Annotated in this window: 19 protein-coding genes, 1 tRNA gene, 1 pseudogene and 1 riboswitch; of the genes and pseudogenes, 10 read left to right on the top strand and 11 right to left on the bottom strand. The window is 68.0% G+C overall.

Annotated elements, in window-relative coordinates; translation table 11 throughout:
* Window positions 1–50: 50 nt before the first annotated feature.
* The 4 genes from JK363_RS04820 (at window position 51) to JK363_RS04805 (ending at window position 4,313) form a co-directional block, all read left to right on the top strand.
* Window positions 51–2,219, top strand: a complete 2,169-nt coding sequence (locus JK363_RS04820) for a DEAD/DEAH box helicase (protein WP_201871782.1) — start codon at window positions 51–53, stop codon at window positions 2,217–2,219.
* Window positions 2,220–2,352: 133 nt separating this feature from the next.
* Window positions 2,353–2,425 (top strand) — tRNA-Lys (locus JK363_RS04815).
* A 91-nt stretch (window positions 2,426–2,516) separates the two neighbouring features.
* On the top strand, window positions 2,517–2,816 hold the full coding sequence (locus JK363_RS04810; protein ID WP_201871776.1) for a hypothetical protein: 300 nt from the start codon (window positions 2,517–2,519) through the stop codon (window positions 2,814–2,816).
* Window positions 2,817–3,194: 378 nt separating this feature from the next.
* Window positions 3,195–4,313, top strand: a complete 1,119-nt coding sequence (locus JK363_RS04805; RefSeq protein WP_201871774.1) for a right-handed parallel beta-helix repeat-containing protein — start codon at window positions 3,195–3,197, stop codon at window positions 4,311–4,313.
* Window positions 4,314–4,416: 103 nt separating this feature from the next.
* Here the strand turns inward: JK363_RS04805 and JK363_RS04800 are convergent, their stop codons facing one another.
* The 3 genes from JK363_RS04800 to JK363_RS04790 all read right to left on the bottom strand — a co-directional run bounded on the left by JK363_RS04800 (window position 4,417) and on the right by JK363_RS04790 (window position 6,284).
* Entirely contained in the window at window positions 4,417–4,935 is a 519-nt protein-coding gene (locus JK363_RS04800; protein ID WP_201871772.1) for a hypothetical protein, read from the bottom strand.
* A 279-nt stretch (window positions 4,936–5,214) separates the two neighbouring features.
* Window positions 5,215–5,739: a hypothetical protein gene (locus tag JK363_RS04795; protein ID WP_201871770.1), complete on the bottom strand. Its 525-nt coding sequence runs from the start codon at window positions 5,737–5,739 to the stop codon at window positions 5,215–5,217.
* A 185-nt stretch (window positions 5,740–5,924) separates the two neighbouring features.
* The gene (locus JK363_RS04790; RefSeq protein ID WP_201871768.1) at window positions 5,925–6,284 is read right to left on the bottom strand and encodes a hypothetical protein; all 360 of its coding nucleotides are present in this window, start codon (window positions 6,282–6,284) and stop codon (window positions 5,925–5,927) included.
* Window positions 6,285–6,777: 493 nt separating this feature from the next.
* On the opposite strand from JK363_RS04790, the gene JK363_RS04785 reads away from it, so the two are divergent.
* From JK363_RS04785 to JK363_RS04770, 4 genes and pseudogenes are all read left to right on the top strand, one after another.
* Window positions 6,778–7,548, top strand: a complete 771-nt coding sequence (locus JK363_RS04785) for a DUF6227 family protein (protein WP_201871766.1) — start codon at window positions 6,778–6,780, stop codon at window positions 7,546–7,548.
* 566 nt (window positions 7,549–8,114) lie between these two features.
* A pseudogene (locus JK363_RS04780) lies at window positions 8,115–9,268 on the top strand (PP2C family protein-serine/threonine phosphatase).
* A 272-nt stretch (window positions 9,269–9,540) separates the two neighbouring features.
* Window positions 9,541–9,666: riboswitch (cyclic di-AMP (ydaO/yuaA leader) on the top strand.
* Window positions 9,667–9,677: 11 nt separating this feature from the next.
* Window positions 9,678–10,904, top strand: coding sequence for a M23 family metallopeptidase (locus JK363_RS04775; RefSeq protein WP_201871764.1), 1,227 nt, complete (start codon window positions 9,678–9,680; stop codon window positions 10,902–10,904).
* A gap of 155 nt (window positions 10,905–11,059) precedes the next feature.
* Window positions 11,060–12,004 carry an aldo/keto reductase gene (locus JK363_RS04770; RefSeq protein ID WP_201871762.1) on the top strand — a complete coding sequence of 315 codons (945 nt, stop codon included), beginning with the start codon at window positions 11,060–11,062 and terminating at the stop codon, window positions 12,002–12,004.
* 53 nt (window positions 12,005–12,057) lie between these two features.
* On the opposite strand, the gene JK363_RS04765 is transcribed toward JK363_RS04770, so the two are convergent.
* The 3 genes from JK363_RS04765 to JK363_RS04755 form a co-directional block, all read right to left on the bottom strand.
* Window positions 12,058–12,360 (bottom strand): hypothetical protein, encoded by a 303-nt coding sequence (locus JK363_RS04765; RefSeq protein WP_201871760.1) that lies wholly within the window; start codon window positions 12,358–12,360, stop codon window positions 12,058–12,060.
* A gap of 94 nt (window positions 12,361–12,454) precedes the next feature.
* Window positions 12,455–12,634, bottom strand: a complete 180-nt coding sequence (locus tag JK363_RS04760; protein ID WP_307821613.1) for a DUF397 domain-containing protein — start codon at window positions 12,632–12,634, stop codon at window positions 12,455–12,457.
* A gap of 31 nt (window positions 12,635–12,665) precedes the next feature.
* Complete coding sequence (locus JK363_RS04755; protein WP_201871758.1) at window positions 12,666–13,499, bottom strand: helix-turn-helix domain-containing protein; 834 nt, start codon at window positions 13,497–13,499, stop codon at window positions 12,666–12,668.
* A gap of 198 nt (window positions 13,500–13,697) precedes the next feature.
* On the opposite strand from JK363_RS04755, the gene JK363_RS04750 reads away from it, so the two are divergent.
* Entirely contained in the window at window positions 13,698–14,345 is a 648-nt protein-coding gene (locus tag JK363_RS04750; protein ID WP_201871757.1) for an ATP-binding protein, read from the top strand.
* 13 nt (window positions 14,346–14,358) lie between these two features.
* Here the strand turns inward: JK363_RS04750 and JK363_RS04745 are convergent, their stop codons facing one another.
* The gene (locus tag JK363_RS04745) at window positions 14,359–17,499 is read right to left on the bottom strand and encodes a DEAD/DEAH box helicase (protein WP_201871756.1); all 3,141 of its coding nucleotides are present in this window, start codon (window positions 17,497–17,499) and stop codon (window positions 14,359–14,361) included.
* A gap of 157 nt (window positions 17,500–17,656) precedes the next feature.
* On the opposite strand from JK363_RS04745, the gene JK363_RS04740 reads away from it, so the two are divergent.
* The gene (locus JK363_RS04740; RefSeq protein ID WP_201871755.1) at window positions 17,657–18,757 is read left to right on the top strand and encodes an MrcB family domain-containing protein; all 1,101 of its coding nucleotides are present in this window, start codon (window positions 17,657–17,659) and stop codon (window positions 18,755–18,757) included.
* Window positions 18,758–18,828: 71 nt separating this feature from the next.
* Here JK363_RS04740 and JK363_RS04735 read toward each other — a convergent pair whose 3' ends face one another.
* The 4 genes from JK363_RS04735 to trmB all read right to left on the bottom strand — a co-directional run bounded on the left by JK363_RS04735 (window position 18,829) and on the right by trmB (window position 23,482).
* Window positions 18,829–20,013, bottom strand: coding sequence for a L,D-transpeptidase (locus JK363_RS04735; RefSeq protein WP_201871753.1), 1,185 nt, complete (start codon window positions 20,011–20,013; stop codon window positions 18,829–18,831).
* Between the two features lie 144 nt (window positions 20,014–20,157).
* Window positions 20,158–20,799, bottom strand: coding sequence for a hypothetical protein (locus JK363_RS04730; RefSeq protein WP_201871747.1), 642 nt, complete (start codon window positions 20,797–20,799; stop codon window positions 20,158–20,160).
* A 66-nt stretch (window positions 20,800–20,865) separates the two neighbouring features.
* Window positions 20,866–22,605 carry a PrsW family intramembrane metalloprotease gene (locus JK363_RS04725; RefSeq protein ID WP_201871746.1) on the bottom strand — a complete coding sequence of 580 codons (1,740 nt, stop codon included), beginning with the start codon at window positions 22,603–22,605 and terminating at the stop codon, window positions 20,866–20,868.
* A 64-nt stretch (window positions 22,606–22,669) separates the two neighbouring features.
* Window positions 22,670–23,482, bottom strand: coding sequence for a tRNA (guanosine(46)-N7)-methyltransferase TrmB (gene trmB / locus JK363_RS04720; RefSeq protein WP_215910562.1), 813 nt, complete (start codon window positions 23,480–23,482; stop codon window positions 22,670–22,672).
* Between the last annotated feature and the right edge of the window lie 211 nt (window positions 23,483–23,693).

The raw sequence follows: 23,693 nt of genomic DNA, 5'->3' as shown, positions 1-23,693 counted from the left end.
CACACGGAGTTTGGGCGCGTGCCGAGACTCCGGAAGGTTTCGCATTTCGCATGTCCGTTTCCACTGATCACGCCGTCATGCCTGCCCACGACGAGCAGCCCGAGCAGCCCGTCCAGGCCGAGCAGGACCAGCCGCAGGACGAGAAGACCCCCGACATCACCTTCGCCGACCTCGGGCTCCCCGAGCAGATCGTCCGCAAGCTGGCCCAGAACGGTGTGACCACGCCCTTCCCGATCCAGGCCGCGACCATCCCCGACGCCATGGCCGGAAGCGACATCCTCGGCCGCGGCCGTACCGGCTCCGGCAAGACCCTCTCCTTCGGCCTTCCGCTGCTGACCACGCTGGCCGGCGGCCACACCGAGAAGAAGCGCCCGCGCGGTCTGATCCTCACCCCCACGCGCGAGCTCGCGATGCAGGTGAGCGACGCGCTCCAGCCGTACGGCGATGTCCTCGGCCTCCGGCTCAAGGTCGTCTGCGGCGGCACCTCGATGGGCAATCAGATCACCGCGCTGGAGCGCGGTGTCGACATCCTCGTCGCCACCCCGGGCCGACTGCGCGACATCATCGACCGCGGCGCCGCCTCTCTCGACAAGATCCAGGTCGCGGTTCTCGACGAGGCCGACCAGATGGCCGACATGGGCTTCCTGCCCGAGGTCACCGAGATCCTCGACCTGGTGCCCCAGGGCGGCCAGCGGCTGCTGTTCTCCGCGACGCTCGAGAACGAGATCGACACGCTGGTCAAGCGCTACCTGGTCAACCCGATCACCCACGAGGTCGACCCGTCCGCGGGCGCCGTCTCGACCATGACCCACCACGTGCTGGTGGTGAAGCCGAAGGACAAGGCCCCGGTCACCGCCGCCATCGCCGCGCGCAAGGGCCGCACCATCATCTTCGTCCGGACCCAGCTCGGCGCCGACCGCGTCGCCGAGCAGCTGTGCGACGCGGGCGTACGAGCCGACGCGCTGCACGGCGGTATGACCCAGGGCGCCCGCACCCGCACCCTGGCCGACTTCAAGGACGGGTACGTCAACGTCCTCGTCGCGACCGACGTGGCCGCGCGAGGCATCCACGTGGACGGCATCGACCTGGTGCTGAACGTGGACCCGGCCGGTGACCACAAGGACTATCTCCACCGCTCCGGCCGTACGGCCCGCGCGGGCCAGAGCGGCACGGTCGTGTCGCTCGCCCTGCCGCACCAGCGCCGCCAGATCTTCCGGCTGATGGAGGACGCGGGCGTGGACGCCTCCCGCCACATCGTGGGCGGGGCGGGCGCTTTCGACGAGGACGTGGCCCGGATCACCGGCGCCCGCTCGCTCACCGAGGTGCAGGCCGAAGCGGCCGCGAACTCCGCCAAGCAGGCCGAGCGCGAGGTCCAGGACCTCACCCGGCAGCTGGAGCGGGTCCAGCGGCGGGCGGCCGAGCTGCGCGAGGACGCCGACCGGCTGGCCGCGCGCGCGGCACGCGAACGCGGCGAGACCGTCGCCCCCGCGGCCACGGCCGGCGCCGAGACAGCCGAGGCGGCTGAGACAGCTCAGTCGGCTGGAGAGGCCGTGGAGGTCACCGCGACGGTTCCGGCGCAGCGCACGGCCGAGCCCGTGACCGTCCCGGCCGCCGAGGCCGCCGGTGCGGACGACACGCCGCGCCGGCCCTCGTACGACCGCCGTGACGACCGGGGCAACTTCGAGCGCCGGGACCGCCGTGACGACCGTGGTGGCCGGTCCTTCGAGCGCCGTGACGACCGTGGCGGCTTCGGCCGCGACCGGCGCGACGACCGCGGTGGCTTCAACCGCCGTGACGACCGTGGCGACCGGGGCGACCGTGGTTTCGGCCGGGACCGCCGTGACGACCGTGGTGGCCGGTCCTTCGAGCGGCGTGACGAGCGTGGTGGCCGGTCCTTCGAGCGGCGTGACGACCGTGGCGGCTTCGGCCGGGACCGCCGTGACGAGCGTGGCGGTTTCAACCGCCGTGACGACCGTGGTGGCCGCTCCTTCGAGCGCCGTGACGACCGGGGTGGCTTCAACCGGCGCGACGACCGCCGTGACGACCGTCCGGGCCGTCCCTTCGAGCGCCGGGACCACGCCCACCGCGGCGGGGACCGTCCGTTCAACCGGGACCGCCGTGACGAGCGCCCGGCGCGCCGTGACGATCACCGCGGCGGCACCGGCAGCCGGTCGTTCGACCGCCGCGCCGACAAGCCGCGCTGGAAGCGCAACGGCTGATCGGAACGGCTGACCCGGGCGCTCACCCGGAGCGGATGAGGGCCGTGCAACACCGTGCTGTTGCACGGCCCTTCGCTCCTGGACGGTATTGGCTCGGGTCTTGGCCCCCGGCCAAGCTATGCTGCGGGGGTGCGGGTCATTAGCTCAATTGGCAGAGCAGTGGACTTTTAATCCATTGGTTCAGGGTTCGAGCCCCTGATGACCCACTGACGAGGCCCGTGCCGGAGTATTCCGGCGCGGGCTTCAGCCGTGCCCGGCACCGTGCCGAGGGCGGAGACAGAAGCAGGGGGCCGAGCCGTGATGCCACCGATCTGCGCGGTGTGCCGGTCGCGGCCGGAGCGCGACAGCACCCGTTGGGGCGGATTCGACGTGGTGTATTTCCGCCCGACCGTGGAGTACCCCGACGACTGGGCCGGTCATCCGGAGAACGCCGAGTGGTTCTGTCCCACACATCTGCCCCTCACGGAGGGGCTGACGGATCTGACGGCCAACGAGGCACTGAAGCGGATCATGGCCCGTGCCTCGTCCCGGAGCGACGAGCAGACCCACGACGTGCAGACCCACGGCGCTCAGCCCCACGGCGATCAGCCCCGCTGAAGACGCCCCGCCGTACGCCTCCTTGGCCTCCTCGCGCGACCATCCCCCCGCCAAGAGCGCACAACTGACGGAATGTTCCCTGGTGCCCCCACGATCGGCCTATCGCGGACGTGCGAATTTCTGAAGGTCGTTCCGGACATCTGACGATCCATCCGGAAGGTCCTGAGATCTAGCCAGTGACCTGCGGTTTTGTCGCACTTCACAGGAGAGGCGGACAGGCTCCCGATGGCCGCTCCGGGCCCGTGGGCCCGCCGTTACCGCAGGTCGTGACCGCTCGTCCCGCGTCCGCGCGGATGCCGAACGCGGTGCCTCCCCACAGTCTGATGCTGCTGATCTCTGCTTGCTCGGCTTGCTCGGAACGCTTAAAGGAGACACCTCGTGCGACTCGTGACAACGACCCGCGGTTTCATCCCCGTCATCGCACTGGCGGTATCGGCGTGGGCGCTTTCCGTCCCCGCCTCCGCCGAGGAGAACCGGGGTGGGGGAGGGGGAGGCGGCAACGGATCGAGTCAGGTCCCCGTCTCCTGTGGGGACGTGGCGGCGCTGGTCGCCGCGGTGACCGCCGCCAACAACCAGCCGTCGGGCGGCACCGTCACCCTGGCCACGGGGTGCGTGTACACGCTGACGTCCGCGGCCACGACCGGTGCCAACGGCCCCGACGGACTGCCCATCATCACCGGGGACGTGACCATCACCGGCCTCGGGGCGACCATCCGGCGCAGCGCGTCGGCTCCGGACTTCCGTATCGCCGAGGTGGCCGCCGGGGGCAGCCTCACCGTCAGCGGCATCACGCTGGCCAACGGCCGTGCCGACGCGGGAGGCACCGCGGACGGCGGAGGCATCCTCGACCTCGGCAGGCTGACGACGAACCGGGCGACCATCACCGGTAGCACCGCGAGCGGTCTCGGCGGAGGTATCGAAGTCGCCTCGGGTGCCATCGCGAGACTCTCGGCCACGGATGTGACGCACAATACGGGCGGAGACGGCGGCGGTATTCACATCAATACCCAGGCCAACGCCACTATCGCCAGCGGAAACATTTCCGACAACACCGCGGTGAACACCGGTGGCGGTGTCGCGAACTACGGCCAGACGCTGATCAGCAGTGTCGCTGTGAAGAGAAACCGGACGACCAACTTCGAAGGCGGCGGAATCGCCACTGATGCTGGTCCCCTCACCATCAGCGGGAGCACGATTCAGCAGAACACCGCCGGGAGCTTCGGCGGTGGAATCGCCAATCTCGGCAGCACGCTGAACGTGTTGGGCACCACGGTGTCCAACAACACCGCCACCCTGAACGGTGGCGGGCTGTTCAATCACGCGGGTTCCGCCCAGCTGACCGGGGACTCCATCACGGGGAACACGGCCAATGGCGGCCCGGGCAACAACGGCGGTGGCATCTTCGTCGACGGCGGTACGGTGACGCTCAACGCGACCACCGTGACCGGCAACAACCCCGCGAACTGCCAGCCGTCCATCGGTACGTGCACGACCTGACCCACGGCCACGACCTGACCCACAGGAAAGTCCCCCGAAAGCCCAGGCGACCCTGGAAGCGATGCTTCCAGGGTCGCGGTGCGCTCGAGGGGAGAGCGGAAGGTCAGTGCTTGACCTTGTGGTTCTTGACCTTGGACTTGACCGTGACCTTGCCCTTGACGTGCTTCTTGCCCTTGCAGTCCTTCTTGGTCTTGTGGTCCTTCTTGCTCTTGTGGTCCTTGGTCTTGTGGTGCTTCTTGTCCTTGTGGTGCTTCTTTTCCTTGTGCTCCACCGGGGGCTCGACCGCGATGTTGGCGCAGTTGGGGCCGAGGTCGACGTCGCCGTTCGGGGCGAGCTCGGGGAGGCTGACCTCGGGGCCGATGTTGGAATCGCAGTCGTTGCTCTGCGACACGTTGTGGCGGTTGGTGAAGTTGACACAGTCCGCGTTGGGGTCGAAGTCCCCGCTGCTCTCGAGCAGGTCGAGATCGACATCGGGGCCGATGTTGGTGTCGCACTTGTTCGACTGGGTGACCCCGTCGTGGTGCGGGAACGGACCGTACGCACTCGCGCTACCTGCGCCACCGACGACAATCGTGCCCGCGGCCGCCGCGGCCATGAGAGCTACCTTCTTGCTGATCTGCATTGTGCTGGTGCCTCCATATCAGGTTCTCCGCGAATGATCCGCAGACACCTGATCAACGAGGTTTCCACGCAATAGGATCCGGGGTATAGGGGAGCGTCACCCATGCGCCACAGTAAAGGTATATTCAGTCGATGGAGGCCATGGAAATTCACATTTCCCGTTTCCTGCGCAGAAATGCGTGAACGCGACCCCCGGGACAAAGTAATCCCGGAGGTCGCGTTCATGACGAGAAGGCAGATCCGAAGAAGCGAGGACCGGAGAGGGCCGAGGGCTTCTCTGTCAACGGCTCTGTGTGCCGCCCGCCGTCTTCGCGGTGCTCGCCTTGTGCTTGGCTTTCCCGTTCGCGGAGTCGGTCCCGGCGAGGTTGGTGCAGTTCGTCTCTTGGGTGACCTCTCCGGCTCCGATCGTGATCGGGCCGAGGACCGAGGTCGTCTTGCAGTCGTTGGACTGCTTGGTCACGCCACCCGACTTACTGACGTTGACGCAATTGGTCCGCTGTGTGACATCGGATCCGGTCAGGTTGACCGTAACGGGGCCGATGACGGAGTGGGTCCGGCAGTGATTGCTCTGCTCGGAGACGCCGGACTCGCTGTAGTTGACACAATTGGTCTCGGTCGTGATGTCCGACGTCGCCAGCGTGACCCCGCCGATGACGGAACTCGTGTCACAGCGGTTCTTCTGGCTTCCTCCGCCGTTGGGGGCGGCGCGGTGGGCGGCGCTGTCGTCGGCAGCATCGGCTCCCCCCGCGCCGCCGATGAGCAGCACCCCCATGGCCGCTACAAGAAGTGCCGTCCTCTTGCGCATGTGCATAAAGAGCCTCCGAGTGGATTCTTGGCTGATCTCAGCGAACATCCGACAAACGACGGCGGTCGCTGAAAGCCATTTACGTGGCAGCGGCCCTGGAAGGGGAGTTTCCAGGGCCGCAGATCCCAACGGGGTACCCCGCAGTGTTCCCGCGGGGGCGGGAACACTGCGAGATGGTCAACGACTCAGTGACGGGTCGAGTCGTCGTCGATGGCGATGTTGGCGCACTTGCTGCCGATGTTGGTGTCACCCTCGGGAGCCAGGTCCGCGCCGCCGCCGATGTCGAGCGCCGTGCTCGTGTCGCAGTCGTTGCTCTGGGTAACCGACCCGCCGGCGTTGGTGAAGTTGATGCAGTCGGAGCCGATGTTGATGTCGCCCGTGGGAGCAAGGTCGAGACCGCCCGCGGCCTCGAGGCCGGTGCTCGTGTCGCACTTGTTGCTCTGAGTGACAGAGTCGCCGTTGTGGGCCATGGCACCGCCCGCACCGCCGATGACCAGGGCGCCGGCAGCAGCGGTCAGGAGAATTGCCTTCTTGCCGATGTTCACTTAATTCCTCCGTCTGGGGTTGCTCCGCGAATTCACGGACGTCTGACACAACGAAGCTCATCAGTTAAGGCTTCGGCTCACCACTCAGCTTCACCCGTCCGGCATAGTGCGACTTCTGTGGCGCGTGTTCCCCGTGATTCCCGCAATCGATACCGGGAGAAGCGGCATTTGGAGCAGTGTGGAGCTCCGGTGCCTCCTTATAAGGAAAGGCGGAGGCGGGCGGCCAGAGGAGCCGGAGGAGGGGAGTTCGGGGCGGGGCCGGACGGTTCGGCGTCCGGGGCCGGAGGGATCACGGGCGCGGTCCGCCGGTGCGACGCCCGGCACGGACGAGTGATACATCCGGGTCCGCGGACGCAGGGGTATGTGAGGCACAGTCACATCGACGGCTTCGCCGAACCGCAGCGCGGCCCGTGTTCGTGCCGCTACGCTAAGTGCGCGAAGCAGTCGCCCGGGGGCGCGGCGCATCCAAGGCCGGGAGGCGGGAGGACGGGACATGGGGCACTTACGAGCGGGCGGGACCCCCGCCGAGCTGATGGACGGGCTTCTCGCCCGCGCGCAGAACGGGTTCGAGATCGACGATGCGGTGCCGGCTCAGGCGCGCAGCGCCCAGATGCACCAGTCCGAGCTGCGTTCCTGCCGTCAGTGCAATGACCCCTCCGGTCCGCTGGGCTACAGCACGTACCGCCATGTCTTCCTGCTCCCCGACGGCAGCAGTCTGCTGTTGTGGGAGCTGGAGCACAGCTCCGGCCCGGACGACGGCCCCCATCACGAGCTCTACGCCGACGAGGATGCCCTCGCGCTGGCCGAGCGCCGTGTGCACGAGCGCATCGGCGGTGCCCGCTGGGAGGCGCTCGACGGGTTACCCCTCTGGCCGGAGCAGTTGCTGCACCAGGCGGCCGAGCCCCTGGAATCCCCCCGCACCTATGTGGCCGACAATTCGGCCGACCACGCCCGCCGTGTACTGCGCCGCGCCGAGAACCCCGACCGGCCGGGCGAGGAGACCGAGCGGCTGCTGGCGACCGCGTTCGCCCACGACATCGCCCTGGCTCCCAAGCCGCGCCGTCGCTCCGGCGGCCCCGACACCACCTGGTGCCGCTTCTACGAGCACGCCTTTCTGCTGGCCGGAGGGGACGAGATCGTGCTGTGGGAGCTGGAGCACAATCTGACCCACGACGGCCGGCTGGTGTGCGAGGTGTATCTCGACGAGGTGTCGGCGGAGCTGGCGGCGGACCGCCATGCCCGGGCGCTCGGCGTCGATCTCTGACCCTCGCTCCGCACCCCTGCCCTCCGGTCCGGACGTCCGCCCCTGGCCAAGCGGCCTCGCTGAAGTCCGGTGCGGTTCGGGTGCGCCCCGCAGGGGCGCGGGGCTGTGTCGATGTGCGGCTCCGCCGCGTGGGCGCGACCGGCCACGACGCAGCCGCGGACGCATGACGGCACCTCGCGGCACTTCCCGCGGAGCGCTGAGCAGGCCCGCCCCGGCCCCGGTCGTCGCCCGGCCTTCGCCCGGACCCGCGGAGGGAAGCCGCCCGGACCGCGTGCCGCCCGGACCGCGTAAGGAAGCCGCACGGAGCCGCCTGACGTCCGTAGCACGCCCCCGCCGCCCGCCCACCCACATGGACGACACCGATTCGCCTGGCGGCCCGTCAGCCGGAAGCCTGGAGTGACGGACGGCGGCCGCGAGGACCGGGCGCTCCGGCTGCGGACCAGGGAAAGCGGGAGAGACCGGTGCGGGTGCGAGGGAACGGGGCTCGTACGAGCGCCCGTACGGAGCGGGGTACGACCTGGGCGCGCCTGGCCCGGTCCCGTACGCGCCCCCGGACCCGCCTCCATATGCTCGTCGACACCCACGCCGCAAACGGACCCGCCGGGGCCACCGCGGGCACCGGGCCGGCCGACGAGTCGCCCAAGGGGACGTCAGGACGGCGGCTGGTGCGCTGGATCCCCGCGCTGCTGATCGTCGGCGGGGTCGTCTTCGACCTCAGTACCCCGGCCACCTACACGGCGGGCCCCTTCCTCGCCGCCGCCCCGCTCGTCGCCGCTCCGCTCTTCCGGCGCTCCTCATCAACCACCTCGTACGCCGCAGCGACCGGCGGCTGGCCTCGGCGCGCGGTGTCGCGGAGGCGGCCCAGCGCGCCGTCCTGCCCGTACCGCCCGCCCGGCTGGCCGGGCTGGACGTCGCGGCGCGTTATGTGGCCGCGGAGAAGTACGCCGCCATCGGCGGTGACCTGTACGCGGTGCAGGACACTCCGCACGGCGTACGTCTGGTCGTCGGCGACGTACGCGGCAAGGGGCTCCAGGCCGTGGAGTCGGTCGCGATCCTCATCGGCTCCTTCCGGGAGGCGGCGGAGCAGGAGACGACGCTGGAGGGGCTGGCGGGGCGGCTGGAGCGGGCGTTGCAGCGCGAGGGCGCGCGGCGGGCCGACCTCGAGGGGTTCGAAGGGTTCACCACGGCCGTGCTGGCCGAGATCCCGCGCGGCGACTCGACGCTTCGGGTGATCAATCGCGGCCATCCGCCACCGCTGCTCCTGGAGGACGGGGAGGGCGGCGAGGACGTCCGGCGCGGTCGGCCGGGCCAGGGCGGCCAGGGCGGCGGCTGCACGGTGCGCCGGGTGGAGCCGGCGGCATCGGCGCTGCCGCTGGGGATGGGGGAGCTGGGCGGCTGGCCGGACCGGGTGACGGAGCTGCGGTTCGCCGAGGGCGCGACCCTGCTGCTCTTCACGGACGGGGTGACGGAGGCGCGTGACCAGGAGGGTGTGTTCTACGACCCGGAGGACCGGCTGCGCGGTCAGCGCTTCGGCGGCCCGGGGGAACTGCTGGACGCGTTGGTGGCGGATGTCGAGCGGCACACGGGCGGCGGGACGTCGGACGACATGGCGCTGCTCGCGCTCCGCCGCCGCCCCACGGGTCCGGGCCGGGGGACCGGTAACGGCCAGGGCAAAGGCAATGGTGAGGGACTCGTGAAGGGCCCTGGCCACGCTCCGTAGCCGTGCATGCCCGCTGCGCATAACAATTGATGCACGATCAGCACTTCCAGGGTTTTGCTCATCACACCCTGGGGGGTTGACTCGCCCCCATCTGTCCGGTCTTGGTCGCTAAGTTCATGGCAAAGCTGCGTCGATTCCTCAGAACAGCTTGGAATCACATAGCGCTCTCTATTAACGTTCGATAACGCAGCGCGGTCGTCACAACCGTCGCCAGGACGGCACCGTGCGCCGTCGCCGAATCCCGTAACGCACTGCGGCAGCAGCACCACTGCACCACAAAAGCACCAAGGGAACCGGGGAACCACCACCTTGGGGTGAATCGGGTCGAACCTGACCCGTAGGAGACCTTCCTGCTCCGAACCCGTCAGCTAACCCGGTAGGCGAGAGGGAAGGAAAGGAGTGCGCCCCCGTGGCGTCCAACAGGTCTGTCCTGGACGAGGCTCCATACCGTGCGTCGGGCTTCGGTCCCGGCTCCGCCACCGCCTATGGCCCCGGGTTCGATGCCAGGGGAGGCACGAGGCCCGGTGGCGGATTCGCCACCGAGGGGGACTTCGCCGCCGACGGTGACGGCGAGGAGTACGCGGTGGACGACGTCTACGGCCCGGCGGGTCCGGATTTCGACGACGAGACCTGGGAGGAGTGGAACCCCACCGAGGAGTCCATCTCCCTGCGCGGCCGGCATCGCGTGGTGAAGCAGCGGGGCGGGACCATGGCGCGCAGCGGCGCCGTCCTCGGCGTCGGTGTCATCGCGGCGGTCGGCGCGGGCGGGATGGCGAGCGCCAAGGACCGTCCGGCGGCCCCCATATCCATGCCCGACCTCGCCCATGTCGCCAACGCGGTCGAGGACAAGCTCCCGGACGCCAAGGACATTCCCGGCATCGGTTCGCTGGTCTCCGACGACGACGATTCCGCGACCACCAGCGCGGCCCCCCTCTCTCAGGCCGGACTGACCTCCCAGGACGAGGCGAGCGGCACCACCGACGCCGGTGAGGCGCTGCGCGCCCGCATCCTCCAGCAGGCCGAGAACCAGCAGACCGCCGCCGACGAGGACGAGCGGACCGCCGCCGCGAAGGCCGCCGCCGCGAAGGCCAAGGCCGCCGCCCAGCAGGCCGCGGACAAGGCCGCCGAGGAGGCGGCGGAGCGGAAGGCCAAGGCCGCGGCGGCGAAGAAGGAAGCCGAGCGCAAGGCCAGGGAGGCCGCCGAGCGCAAGGCCGAGGCCGAGCGCCGCGCCAAGCTGGCCGCCGCGTACACCCTCCCCGTCGCCTCCTACACCCTCACCGCGGGTTTCGGCCAGGCCGGCGACATGTGGTCCGCCGACCACACCGGCCAGGACTTCGCCGCCCCGACCGGCACTCCCGCCAAGGCGGTGCACAGCGGCACCATCACCCAGGCGGGCTGGGCCGGTTCGTACGGCTACCGCATCGTGCTCAAGCTCGATGACGGCACCGAGATCTGGTACTGCCACCTGTCGTCCATGGTGGTCACCTCGGGCAAAGTGAGCACCGGTGATGTGATCGGCCGTGTCGGCGCCACCGGCAATGTGACCGGTCCGCACCTCCACCTCGAGGTGCGCCCCGGCGGCGGCTCCCCGATCGACCCGATGCCCTGGCTGCGCGACCACGGCATAAACCCCTGATACGCCTGCTCCCCTGATACTCCGGCGGCCCTGGCGCTCTCTCCCCCCTTGACGCCAGGGCCGCCGGTTGTGCGAGGAACGCGGGGGAGCGCCCCGGAACCCCCGGCACCTCCGCCCCCGGAACAAGGCCACCCGTAAGGGCGTTGAGGTAACGCATGGCTGACAACAAGCAGAAGATCGGTGACCTTTCCGTCTCCCCGCTCTCCCTCGGCGGGAACGTCTTCGGCTGGACCGCGGACGAGGCCGAGTCCTTCACGGTGCTCGACGCCTACGCCGCGGCGGGCGGCAACTTCATCGACACGGCCGATGTCTACTCGGTCTGGGCGCCCGGCAATCAGGGCGGCGAGTCCGAGACCATCCTCGGCAACTGGTTCGCCTCCCGCGGCAACCGCTCCGACATCGTCCTCGCCACCAAGGTCGGCGGCGGCCGCCCGGAGCCCCGCGGACTGTCCCCGGCCGCCATCAGGTCCGGTATCGAGGACTCCCTCCGGCGTTTGCGCACCGACTACATCGACCTCTACTACACCCACTACGACGACCCGTCGGTGTCGGTGGAGGAGATCGCCACCACCCTGGACGCACTGGTCCGGGAGGGCAAGGTCCGTGAGATCGGGGCCTCCAACGTCAGCGCCGAGCGGCTCGACTCCTTCCTGACCTTCTCCACCCAGGAGGGCCTGGCCCGTTACGCCGCCCTCCAGCCCCACTACAACCTGGTCTCACGCGACACCTTCGAGGGCGCGCTCGCCGATGTGGTCACCCGCCACGGTGTGGCGACCGTCCCTTATTACGCGCTCGCCACCGGTTTCCTCACCGGCAAGTACCGCCCCGGCAGCGCGGTCGACAGCTCGCGCTCCGCGGGCGCGGCCAAGCACCTGGAGACGGAGCGCGGGAAGAAGGTCCTCGCCGCCCTCGACGAGGTCGCCGCGCACCACGGCGCCGAGCTCGCCACGGTCGCCCTCGCCTGGCTCGCCGCCCAGCCCACGGTCGCCGCCCCGATCGCCAGCGCCCGCACCCTCACCCAACTCCCGCCCCTGTTGGCAGCGGCGGACCTCGACCTGACCCAGCAGGAGCTGGACCTGCTGACGACGGCTTCGGCCTGAGCCGAGCGCGGCGGGCGGAAACCGACTCCGCCCGCCGCGACCGAACGGGGACCCTACGAACGCCGGTCGGCGAGCGCCCAGGACGCGAGGGCGACCCCACCGGCGACGGCGAACACCGACGGCCAGGCCCCGACCTTCTTGGCAAGAGGGTGCGACCCGGCGAACGCGGCGACGTACATCCCGCTCAGCGCGGCCGCCGTCCCGTTCCCGGCCTTCTCCCGCCACCCCCGGGCGGCCACCACCCCAGCCGCCGCCAGCGCCACCCCACCCAGGGGCCGCTTCTTGGTCCACCGGGCCACCCCGTACCCACCGACCAACCCACCCGCGGCCACCACGCCCGCCGGAACTCCAGCCATCTCCAACCTCCACTCCGAGCTTCCTGAGCCCGACCCTACGCAGCCCTCACCCGCAACCGACCCGCACTCCACAATGACCGCGGTGAACTACACCTCAGCCCAGACGCCCGCCTCGCATGGCGGCGAGAAAGTCCCCCCAGGCCCGGTGCGAGAACGCCAGCACGGGTCCGCCCCGATCTTTGGAGTCCCGCACAGCCGTCTGTTCGTCCTCGAGACGCGCAGTCTCTACACAGTTGCCGCCAGCACCATTGCTGTAGCTGCTCTTGTGCCACATGAGAGGTGGTATCTCAGTCATCGGTCAGCCCTTACGTCGCCTGTCTGATCAGATCGGCCGATCGCTGAGGACTCAAGGACAAGGCACGGAGGTTGTCAAACGCCTTTGTGTATCGAGCAATGTCTTCCGGACGCTCAAGATACACAGCGTCCGTCAAGCCATCGCGGTACACGACATCGGGATCGCCCTGCTCTGGGAACTCCAAGATGGTGAACGCTCCGGCAGCGGGGTAGCTTCCAGCATCGAACGGCAGTACCTGGATGGTGATGTTCTTCAGCTCCCCCATCTTCAGGAGGAGCTCGAACTGGCCGCGCATGACCTTCGGGCTGCCGATCACATGTCGCAGCACACTTTCGTGCACGATGGCCCACAGGTCGGGCGGTGTGGTGCTGGTGAGCAGTTCTTGCCGCTCCAGCCGTACGCTGATCAAGCGCTCAACCTCGTCTGCATCTGAAGGAGGCGTGGCGAGGTGGAGTTCACGAGCATAGTCAGCCGTTTGAAGCAGACCGGGGACGAACTCGCACTCGTACGTCCGTAGCCCCGAGGCCGCCTGTTCGAGCCCAACGTAGACCGAGAACCAGTCGGGGACGGCATTGCCATAAGCATGCCACCAACCACGCATCTTCGATTGCTTGGCGAGGTCCTTGAGGAGTTCGCGAAGTTCATCCGACGTTCCGTAGAAGCGACAGAGTGCATCAACGTCCGATGGCTGTACACGACCCTGACCGGTCTCGAGGCGGTTGACCTTCGAACCGCTCCAGTCCAGTGCCTTGCCCACTTGATTGCACGTGAGCTGATGCTCCTCGCGGAGCTTCCTGAGCTCGATCGCCAGGCGGCGTCGTCGAGCGGTGGGTGATCCAGGCACGCGAACTCCTCCAGTTGTCAGGGTCGTTCAGTCTTGCGGGCGGCTGGGCCCTCGTCAGTCACTCGATCGAGCGAATCCGTATATGCACATTGCATGGAGGGATGTGCACTGCCATGCTTTCACATGGAGTAACTAAGCGCCATCGATTCATTGCAATCGGTGATCGAGTGATGGTCGAACAGCAAGGGGCTGACGCGCATGATGATCAAACAGTGCATGTCACGGAAGGCGTGGGACCTTCCCTTCCTCGCGGTACCCGGTGAAGTCGCTGCCCTGCGACGGATCGTGCGAACACACCTGGAGTTATGGGGGCTTTCTGATCACGTCGGTGCGGCACAGATCTGCGTGACCGAACTCGTCGCCAACGTCATCAGGCACGTAGGTGTCGGCACTCCGACGACCCTGGCTGTTGCCATGAACGACACTGACCTGCGTATCGAGGTTCACGACCCCGACAGGAGCGCGTTGCCCACGCTGCTGAGCGTGCCCAAGACGGCTGAGTCCGGTCGGGGGCTGACCTTGGTCACAGCGGTATCGGATCGATGGGGGGTGATCCCGACCGAGACCGGTAAGACCACCTGGTGCGAGCTTGGCACTGATCTCAGCCACACAGATGGCCATGTCGATAGCCCTCAAGTCCACCGTGCAGAGGCAGTACTTACGCTCTACGGCCAGGCAGGCTCCAGTGCGGCAGCGACGCGACTGGAGTTGGTAGGGGTCGAGGAGGCCGCGATCACTCTCATCGCGGACCTCCTCCACTGGTTCCGTGCGCATGGGCGGGACCCTGACACCGCATTGGACCGTGCACAGATGCATTTCGAGTCACGGGGCGATGCGGTCGGTTGAGCGAACGGGGAAGTTACCCCGCTGCGATGGCCGAGTAGGTCCAGACGTCGGCAGGCAGTTCTTGCTGTAGCCGCCAGACGATCCCCATGGGCTTACTGCCTTCGTGAGACTCGTACTCGGCGGGGCCGAGCAACATCCACGGCTGTGGGCCACCTATGTCTGTCTTCTTGTAGCGCCGGACGAAGAGCAGGACATGTGATCCGCGCTCCTTGTGATGCTGATAGCGCTGGCCCGTGGGTGACGCTTCCGACGTCTGGTTCTGTGACTCCCAGTGGAACCGCGCCGGGCTCATGGCGTAGTCCTTGTAGCGGGTCTGCGGTGAGAAGTCCTTGTCGTCCTTCTCCAGAGTGATCAGCAGTGCATCGGTTTGCACGTCCTCACACCACTTCACCCCCTCGCGAAAGTGTCCCGGTAGGAAGCCGTTGACGTCTGCCTGGCGAAGAGCGGGCAGGATCTCTTCGCGGCTATACGAAGCGTGGATGGTGAGTGGCACCCCACTGTGCTCGCCGAGGAGCGGAATGGGGTAGTGGTCGGTGTGCTCCGCGTTGCAGGCGAGGACTTGTCGCAGCTCGCTTCGGAATGCGCTCTGCTTGCGCAGGGAATCAAATCCATCCGCGTAGGTGGAGAATCCACCCCCGAGGGGCCAGATCGAGAAGAAGAGCATACGTGCGTACGCTTGCTCCGTCGCATTGAGTTCGTCGTAGTCAGGTGCATTGTCAGCCAGGATGCGCCGATACGCATGCACCCGCTGTGGGTCGTCCACGTGGAGAAATGCTGACACGCGCTTGAGGAGTTGCTCCTCGCCCTCGGGAGCATCTTGAGTGAGGAGGTTGGCCCGCCTCAGGAGGCGGGTCCATGAGTTGTTGGCACGGTAGAGCTCCTTCAACTCTCGGCGACTCTCTCGCAGATATGCGTCAAGACGCGGCTCAGCGTAGGCAGCGACCTCTTGGGTCAACTGCCGTACGTTGACGTTGATCTGGCTCCTGATGTTGTCCAGGATCCGCTGCTTCGATTTGCGGTCCAGGATGATCTGGCAGCCAGAAGGGAGCTGTGGGAAGTCACGCTCCATATGCTCGGTAAGCCGGTTGCGCGTGAAGTTGGTCAGCGCGCGGAACTGCTCTTCGAAGCGGAATTCCTTGCGGTGTTGGCCGATGAAGTCAAGGACCGTGAGCACGGCCTTGTCCGGTGTGCGGCGTAGGCCACGGCCAAGTTGCTGGAGGAACACGGTGGCGCTGGACGTGGGCCGCAGCAGGAGGAGCGTGTCCACATCGGGAATGTCAAGACCTTCGTTGAAGAGGTCAACGGAAAAGAGGATCTGCACCCGCCCATCGCGGAGTTCTGCAAGGGCCTGGGCGCGCTCTGTGGTGGGGGTGGACCCATCGAGGGCTTTGGCTTTGATGCCGGCCTGACAGAAGAAGTCCGCCATGAAGTGGGCGTGCGCCACAGTGACGCAGAACCCGAGTGCCCGCATGGCCCCAGGGTCCGTCACCTTCTCGGCCACGGCCCTCACGATGAGCCGGGCGCGGGCGTGGTTCCCCGTGTAGAGCTCGTTGAGCTCGCTTATGACATAGGACCCCTGCTTCCAGGTGAGTCCATCGAGGTCGGTGTTGTCGGCAATCCCGAAATAGTGGAAGGGGCTTAGGAGTTCGTTCTCCAATGCCTCCCAGAGTCGCATCTCCGCAGCGATATGGCCGTCGAAAAACTCATCTTGGACGTTTTTGCCGTCCATGCGCTCGGGTGTGGCGGTCAGGCCGAGGAGTTCGGTCGGCTTGAAGTGATCAATGATGCGTCGGTAGGTCGGTGAGACCCCATGATGAAACTCATCAATGACCACAATGTCGAAGTGATCGGGAGCGAAATGCTCTGGGGAGCGGGCATTGAGGGATTGGACGCTAGCGAAGACATGTGTCCAGTCATCGGGGACTTCGCCGCCCACCATGAGCTCGCCGAAATTCGCATCGTTCAGCACATGCTGGTACGTACGCAGTGACTGCTTCAGTATCTCCTGACGATGGGCCACGAAGAGAAGGCTTGGGCGCCGACCTCGGTTAGCTCTGACGAGAGACTGGTAGTCAAGGGCTGCCATGACCGTCTTGCCGGTGCCGGTTGCGGCGACGAGCAGGTTCCGGTGACGACCGTGGATCTCACGCTCGATGGCAAGTCGTTCGAGCATGTCTTGTTGGTGAGGATATGGGCGTACCTCAAGCCCGGCAAGACTGATGGTCTGGGTGTCGTTCTGCCGTTTCCCGCTAGCTAGTGAGAGGGCCTCGAGAAGCCGGGCGCCGTCGCTATCCGGGTCATATGCTTCAAAGGTGGGGTCACTCCAGTAGGAGTCAAACGTTGCCTCAAACTTCTTCATCACGGCGGGAGTCGCTATCGAGGAGAGTCGTACGTTCCATTCCAATCCATCGAGGAGAGCAGCCTTCGAAAGGTTGGAACTCCCCACATATGCGGTGTCATAGCCGCTGTTGCGACGGAAGAGCCATGCCTTCGCGTGGAGACGCGTGGACCGCACTTCGTAGTTGACCTTGACCTCGGCATGGAAATCCCTGACCAGCCGATCTAGCGCACGACGTTCGGTCGCCCCGATGTAGGTGGTGGTGATGACGCGGATCGGCACCCCTCGATCGCGAGCGGCCTTGAGTGGCTCTTCCAGAACACGGAGGCCATGCCATTTCACAAACGCGCACAGCAGATCCACGCGGTCAGCGGTGGCCAACTCGGCCCGTAGCTCAAAGCCGAGGTTGGGATCTTCGGGGGAGTTGGTGATGAGGGCCGTCTCGGAGAGCGGCGTTGCAGGGCGCACGCTGTAGACGCCGGGTGCCTCTTGCGCGGCGATGGCGATCAACTGCCGGGGTCCGTCCGCGATGAGGTCAACCCACTGCTTGGCTCCGGCCAGGGTGCTGATCGATTCGAGGATGCGGTTCGCAGCGATGAGTTGCTCATCGTGTGGCAGGGCCGTGAAGACCTGCTGGACGGTCTCTGCGATGTGTCGAGCCAACACATGGGGCGAGGAGTGCTCGCCGACCCCTTGCTCGATGATCTTCCAGCCGTCGGGATCTAACGCCTTGAGTTGGTGCTCGATGCGATCGGTAATGAGTCGCTCATAGAGGCCCGGTACGGGACTTGCGGGGTCTGTGAAGGCATCGGCCATGCAGCAGCTCCTCGTTCACTCATTCATGTGTCGTTCTATCAGCGATGTCCGACAGTCCTCAGGTAGATCGATGGGAGATCCTGTCGGGTGTGCACCCACCATGACCGTATGTGATCACTCAAGTTGCTGTCCGACCGTTCATGCATAGTTCTTGAGCATGGACATACGTGGTCTGCTCCTTGAGATTGCCCTCACCTATGACGCAGGGAAGGGGACGTCCTCAGGGGTGCGCGCGCAGGATCTGCTGCGTGCCGCAGGGGCTGAGTGGAAGCCCCTCCTGCCAGGAGGTTTTGAGGCGGAAGGCAACGGGGGAAGCGGCGGCGCTAGCCGGACACCCTGGATCGGCGTCTATGACCCGGCCATTACCCGGGACCCGAAGCAGGGGCTCTACCTTGCCTACATCTTTGCGGCCGACCTTGCGACGGTGACGCTGACTCTCCAACAGGGCGTGACGTCACTCAAGGGCAAGCTCGGCGAGGGGGAGAAGCGCCGCACCTATCTGCGGAGCAGGGCCGAGACATTGCAGCAGGGGCTCCCGAAGGGCCTGAGAGCAGGGTGGGAGGACTGCCCCGAGTTCAGGTGCAAGCTATCGCGGGCGCTGTCCTATGAAGCGGGAAGCGTGGCAGCTCGGACCTACAGCACGACCGCCATGCCGACGGAGACCAGTCTCCGTGAGGACCTGTGGTACATGGCCGAGCTCCTTCAGCACGCTGCCTCGGTAGAGAAGTTGCTCAAGGACGAGGAGACGTCGAAGGGGCTTCGTACGACCGGCTTTGTCTCTGATCCCGGTGCTGAGTTCGAGGGACTCGACGGCTTTCGTCCCAAGGACGGCGGTGACTATGTAGCGCATATCGCTCAGCGAACGATCACGGTCACGCGGGACCACGAGAACCTGATCGATGGCTTCGGTCGATACATCGAGCCGCGGGGATTCGTTCCGATCACCGAGAAGATGCACCCCAAGGACCTTGTGCTCCGGCGAGGCGGTACGGAGTGGCTGGTGGAGGCCAAGACCGTCAAGCGCGGCAACCCCACCAGGGCCGTGCGTGAGGCGCTGAGCCAGCTCTTTGAGTACAGGCATTTTCTCTACGCCCAGCAGGAGCGCCCAGAGCCATACCTGCTGGGGCTCTTCACCGAGGACATCGAGGCGTATGCGCCCTACCTCGAACAGCGCGGTATCGCGTCCATCTGGAAGACCGTGGAGGGATGGGCGGGTTCGCCCATGGCGGTGGGATGGGGAATGGTCGACGTGCAGTAACGATCCGTCGCACAACGGACTGTGGGCAGCTACCTTCGCCCGGAAGTAGCTGCCCACAGACGTCAGAGAACTCAACGCAGGGCGCTGAGCTTCTGCCAGGCCGCGTAGGAGAGGTTCCAGTCGCCGATGCCGTTGCCGGTGGCGACCGTTGCGCGGGTGGAGCCGGTGACCTCGACGAGGTCGCCGCGGGTGGCGCGGTCGTAGAACCACTTGCCGTCGGCTTCGGACATGCCGACGCAGCCGTGGGACTGGTTGGAGCGGCCGAAGTAGCCGCGGCCCTCGTTCCACGGGGCGGCGTGGGCGTAGGTGCCGGAGGTGGTGAGGTGGACGGCCCAGGGGACGTCCTTGTTGTAGGGGTCGGCTATGTCGACGGATTCGCTGGTCATACGGACCATGGGGGCCTTGTCGAGGACGACCATCTTGCCGTTCCAGGTGGGGTAGGCGGGCTGGCCACCGGAGATCGGGATGGACTTCTGCTGCTTGCCGTCCTCGAAGACGGTCATGGTGTGCTTGTTGAGGTCGACCTTGGAGACACGGGCCGTGCCGATGGTGAAGGTGCTGTTGACATCGCGGCGGAGATAACGGGAGTTGCCGGTGTCCACGCCGCTGAGGCGGGCGCGGAGGGTGACCTTGGTGCCCTTGTTCCAGTAGGTCTTGGGGCGCCAGTCGACGCGCTCGGTGCCGGTGAGCGGGTCCTTGGTCCAGCCCCAGGAGCCCTCGGTCTTGGGTGAGGTGGAGACGGAGAGCTGGCGCTCGACCGCGGCCTTGTCGGTGACCGGGTGGTCGAAGGCCACGGAGACCGGCTGGCCGACGCCGACGGTGGTGTTGTTGGAGGGGGTGACGGTGACGCCGTTGACCTGCTGGGCGGCGCGGGTGCGGAAGGTGGAGCGCTGGGTGGCGGTGCGGCCCGCGGCGTTGGTGGCGGTGGCCTCGACGGTGTAGGTGGTGCCCGGTGTCATGGGCCGGTTGGAGCGCCAGCTGTCCTTGCCGGAGGAGAGCGAGCCGGTCACCGAGACGGCCTGGGAGCCCGCACCGTCGGGGGTGATGCGGACCTTGGTGAGGGTGCCGTGGGAGGCGGTCACCTTGACCTTGGCGTTGGGGGCTATCGCGTCGGAGTCGCTGTTCGGGGTGATGGATATCCGGGCGGGCTTGGCCTTGGCCGGGTCCACCTTGTCGGACGAGCCGGAGCAGGCGGCGAGGAGGGCGACGGCGAGCGAGGGCACCGCGACGATGCGGAGTGAGCGTACGGAGATCAAAGCAAACCTCTTGTGGGTGTGGTGGGAAGTGTGAGTCGGCAACGCCGCTGCGCTTCGTCGCGGTTGTGCTCATGGGGACGGGGAGAAGCGGCGGATGCTGAGGGGGCGTGGCCTGGAGAACGGCGACCGCGGCGCCCGAGGGCGTCAGGGCGACCTGCGCGTGCTGCTGTGCGGCGCTGGAGTGCCGGGTGTGCGTGGCCACGGTCCGCCGGACGGAGATGTGCCCGGCGGGCCCGTGCTCGCCTTGAGACCGCGCCGGACGCACTGCTTCGTGAGCGTCTTCTCCGGAGCGGTGAAGACCTCCGTGGTCTGGCGCTCGCTCGTACCGGCGTTGGTCGTGTGGCGGGTGCCGCAGCCATGACGGCTCGACCGCTGCGAGCCGTGGGCACGGCTGCGCCGGGTCAGGGGCTTCGGGCCGTCCGGACGGCAGCCGGGCGAGAGGTCGAGCAGGGGGATCCGGCCCTGGTCGGTGGAGCCGACGGGCTTCCCGCGGCGCAGGGCATGGATCAGCGCCGCCCCGTCGGGGGCGAGATCGGGGAGATCGGCGGGCGGACCGTGCCGGAAAGTGGCCCGCATCCGGTTACGGGCGCGGGGCCAGGAGTTGATGGCAGGACGCAGGTCGCCTTCGGCGGTCAGCCGGTCCCAGCGCTGCCGGGCAGGAGCATCTCCGCTCGCCGCCGCATGGACCGCGGGCGCCGGCCGCTTCGCCGGGGCCGCGTAGAACTGGTCGACATCCGGATGCGCCGGTGGATGTGACGGTTGTGATCGATGTGTTGGTGCCCACATGTGTTCCCCGCGCCCCCCGCGTGCTCCCCGCTTCTACTAAGGAGCACGTTGAAAACGGGCGGAAGGTTACACATGACTTTGCGGACCCCCGGATCCATAGGGAAATGACCAGGTCGGACGCGCCTGCGGAACATACGGCGGAGGGGCGGTCTGCGGTGCGCCCGGCGGCGTTTGCCCGCTGTGCGGCGTCTGTCCGCTCTGCGGCTGCTGTGCCCCCGGAGGCTGCCCGCCGGGCTGCGCCCCGTACGGGGACTGGGCCCCGTACGCCGCCTGGGCTCCGTACGCCGCCTGCCCCGCGTACGTCTGCTGCCCCCCGTACCCGTATCCGTAGCTGGCAGCCCCGTACCCGCCCGCTCCGTACCCGCCGTACGGCGCCGTGGGCCAGAACGCCGGGGGCACCGCCCCCGGCACCGGCCGGGGGACCGGGCGCGGTCGTCGGATCGGCACCGCCAGAGCCGCGTGCGCCAGCGCCGGCTGTGCCGCCTCCCGCCGCTCCCAGAGGCGGTCCAGCAGTTGCTTCTCCTGGGCGGTGAAGTCCGGCCCCGCCATGCCCCGGTGGGCGCGCCGCCGCAGGAAGGCCAGGGAGGTCGCGTAGGCGGTGTACTCGGCGACCGTGCGGGCCGCCGCCGTGCCACCGGTGCGCCGTGCGAGGTCACGGGCTATGCCGCGGGCCCGTATCGACCCCAGGGCGACCGGCTCGGGCGGGGTGAGCCAGCCCGCCGCCTGATACGCGCTGAGCTGTTCCTGTATGGCGCGCAGTTCCTTGCCGCGGGACCAGATCGTGAGCCAGGTCAGCAGCCCGAAGACCGGGACCATGAACAGGAGGTAGACGGTGATGAAGCCGTACCCCCCGAGCGTCGCCGAGCCGTTCCACACGCCGTGCAGCACCATCGCCGCCAGCAGCGCCGCGATCGGCACCAGGGCGCGGCGGGCGCGCTGATGGCGGGCCGCCGCCGCGGCTATGCCGAAGCCCACACCGGTCATGGCGGTGAAGAGCGGATGCGCGAAGGGGGACACCACGCCGCGGATGAAGAAGGTCGCCGCGGTGGTGGACCGTATCCCGGAGTAGCCGAACTCCTGGTCACTGACGAAGGCCGAGCCGAGATAGAGGATGTTCTCGGTGAAGGCGAAGCCGGTGGCGGTGATTCCGGCGACGACGACACCGTCCATGATCCCGTTGAAGTCGCGGCGGCGGAAGAGGAAGAGCAGCAGCACGGCGGCCGCCTTGGCGCTCTCCTCCACGAACGGGGCGACGAGGGTGGCGCCCCAGGTGTTCGCGTCGGTCCGGCGGGAGGCGGACGAGGAATCGATGGTGGTCATCAGCCACTCGGTCGCGAAGCCGTTGGCGATCAGCGCGACCAGCGTCGCGGCGCATGCCCCCCAGGCGAACGCGAAGAGGAGGTTCCGCCAGGGTTTCGGCTCGACGCGGTCCACCCAGCGGAACGCCGCGATGATCAGCGGTACGGGCAGTACGGCGAGGCCGAGCCCCACCAGGAACCCCTTGGTGCCGGTCTGCTCGCGCACCAGCGCCAGGATGACCAGGCCGGAGACCGAGAGCAGCAGCACCAGCGCGGTGGCGCGCAGCGACTTGTTGTCCCAGAGGGTGCCGAGGCGGCCGTGCCTGCCCCACAGACGGCGGCGCGGTGGATGCGGCCAGCCCGCCGGGGCGGTCGCTCCGTCGAACCACGGCTGCTGACCGTACGGCGCGTCGTAGGCCGGGCCGTACGGCCTGTCGGCCGGCGCCGTCGGCGGCGCGGCCGGCGGCGGTCCGGGCGGCTGCTGAGGGGGCTGGGACTGATGATGCACTCAACCGACCCTAACGAAAGGGGGCGTGGCGGACTGGGGGATTATGCCCATCCCCTCGGGGTCGCTATGTGTCGTTGCGGCGGAAGATCAGGTCGTGGACCCGATGCCCCTTGTCCAGCCCCTGGCCTTCGAACTTGGTTCGCGGACGGAAGTCCGGGCGGGGGCTGTAGCCGCCGTCGGGCTGGGTGTTGTCGAAGGCGGGGCTCGCGGTGAGGACCTCGAGCATCTGCTCGGCGTACGGCTCCCAGTCGGTCGCGCAGTGCAGCAGCGCACCGGGCTTCAGCCGGGTGGCGGCGAGTTCGATGAACTCGGGCTGGACCAGTCGGCGCTTGTGGTGCCGCTTCTTCGGCCAGGGGTCGGGGAAGAAGATCCGCAGCCCGGAGAGGGCGGCGGGCGCCAGCATCTCGCGCAGCAGGATGATCGCGTCGCCGTTCGCGACCCGGATGTTGGTCAGGCCGTTCCGCTCGGCGAGCGCGAGCAGATTGCCCTGGCCGGGGGTGTGGACGTCGGCGGCGAGGATGCCGGTGCCGGGGTCGGCGGCGGCCATCTGCGCGGTGGCCTCGCCCATGCCGAAGCCGATCTCCAGCACGACGGGGAGGTCGGGGCGCGGCGCCCCCGCGGCGCCCTCGGACCCTTCGGCACCCGCGCTGCCCTCGGCGCCCCCGGTCGCTTTGGGGCTTCCGGTCCCCTCGGTGCGGAACAGCTCACCGAGGTCGATACGGCGCATTCCGTCGATGTCCAAGCCCCACTGCGGCCACAGGCGGCGCAGCGCCTCGCCCTGGCCGAGGGTGACACGGCCGCGACGGGGGCGGAAGGAACGGATCCGGCGCTCGTGGTGCGAGCCCGCGGGATCGGCGACGGGACCGCCGGGGAACATCGGCTCGCCGCGGTCGCGCGGCGTCGGCAGGGTGCGTGGCTGCGCGGGGGATTCGGGGGCAGTGGAGTTCTCGGACACAGTGCTTCCGATTCTACGGGCGGGGTACGACGGGGGTGGGGCTCGCGAGGACCGGCCCCCTGGGGCAGGTAGGTACCGCGCGGCCCCCTGCCGGCAGCCGCCGGGCGGCCCCTTTGGCAGACACCGCGCGGCC

It is taken from the genome of Streptomyces coffeae (assembly GCF_016741875.1).
GTDB lineage: Bacteria > Actinomycetota > Actinomycetes > Streptomycetales > Streptomycetaceae > Streptomyces > Streptomyces coffeae.
This window is presented reverse-complemented; position numbering and strand designations above follow the sequence as displayed.

Excerpts from the sequence above, each read along its gene's own strand:
- JK363_RS04820 (WP_201871782.1), top strand. The coding sequence starts at position 51 with ATGTCCGTTTCCACTGATCACGCCGTCATGCCTGCCCACGACGAGCAG.
- JK363_RS04800 (WP_201871772.1), bottom strand. The coding sequence starts at position 4,935 with ATGCAGATCAGCAAGAAGGTAGCTCTCATGGCCGCGGCGGCCGCGGGC.
- JK363_RS04795 (WP_201871770.1), bottom strand. The coding sequence starts at position 5,739 with ATGCGCAAGAGGACGGCACTTCTTGTAGCGGCCATGGGGGTGCTGCTC.
- JK363_RS04785 (WP_201871766.1), top strand. The coding sequence starts at position 6,778 with ATGGGGCACTTACGAGCGGGCGGGACCCCCGCCGAGCTGATGGACGGG.
- JK363_RS04770 (WP_201871762.1), top strand. The coding sequence starts at position 11,060 with ATGGCTGACAACAAGCAGAAGATCGGTGACCTTTCCGTCTCCCCGCTC.
- JK363_RS04765 (WP_201871760.1), bottom strand. The coding sequence starts at position 12,360 with ATGGCTGGAGTTCCGGCGGGCGTGGTGGCCGCGGGTGGGTTGGTCGGT.
- JK363_RS04760 (WP_307821613.1), bottom strand. The coding sequence starts at position 12,634 with ATGTGGCACAAGAGCAGCTACAGCAATGGTGCTGGCGGCAACTGTGTA.
- JK363_RS04750 (WP_201871757.1), top strand. The coding sequence starts at position 13,698 with ATGATGATCAAACAGTGCATGTCACGGAAGGCGTGGGACCTTCCCTTC.
- JK363_RS04745 (WP_201871756.1), bottom strand. The coding sequence starts at position 17,499 with ATGGCCGATGCCTTCACAGACCCCGCAAGTCCCGTACCGGGCCTCTAT.
- JK363_RS04740 (WP_201871755.1), top strand. The coding sequence starts at position 17,657 with ATGGACATACGTGGTCTGCTCCTTGAGATTGCCCTCACCTATGACGCA.
- JK363_RS04730 (WP_201871747.1), bottom strand. The coding sequence starts at position 20,799 with ATGTGGGCACCAACACATCGATCACAACCGTCACATCCACCGGCGCAT.
- trmB (WP_215910562.1), bottom strand. The coding sequence starts at position 23,482 with ATGTTCCCCGGCGGTCCCGTCGCCGATCCCGCGGGCTCGCACCACGAG.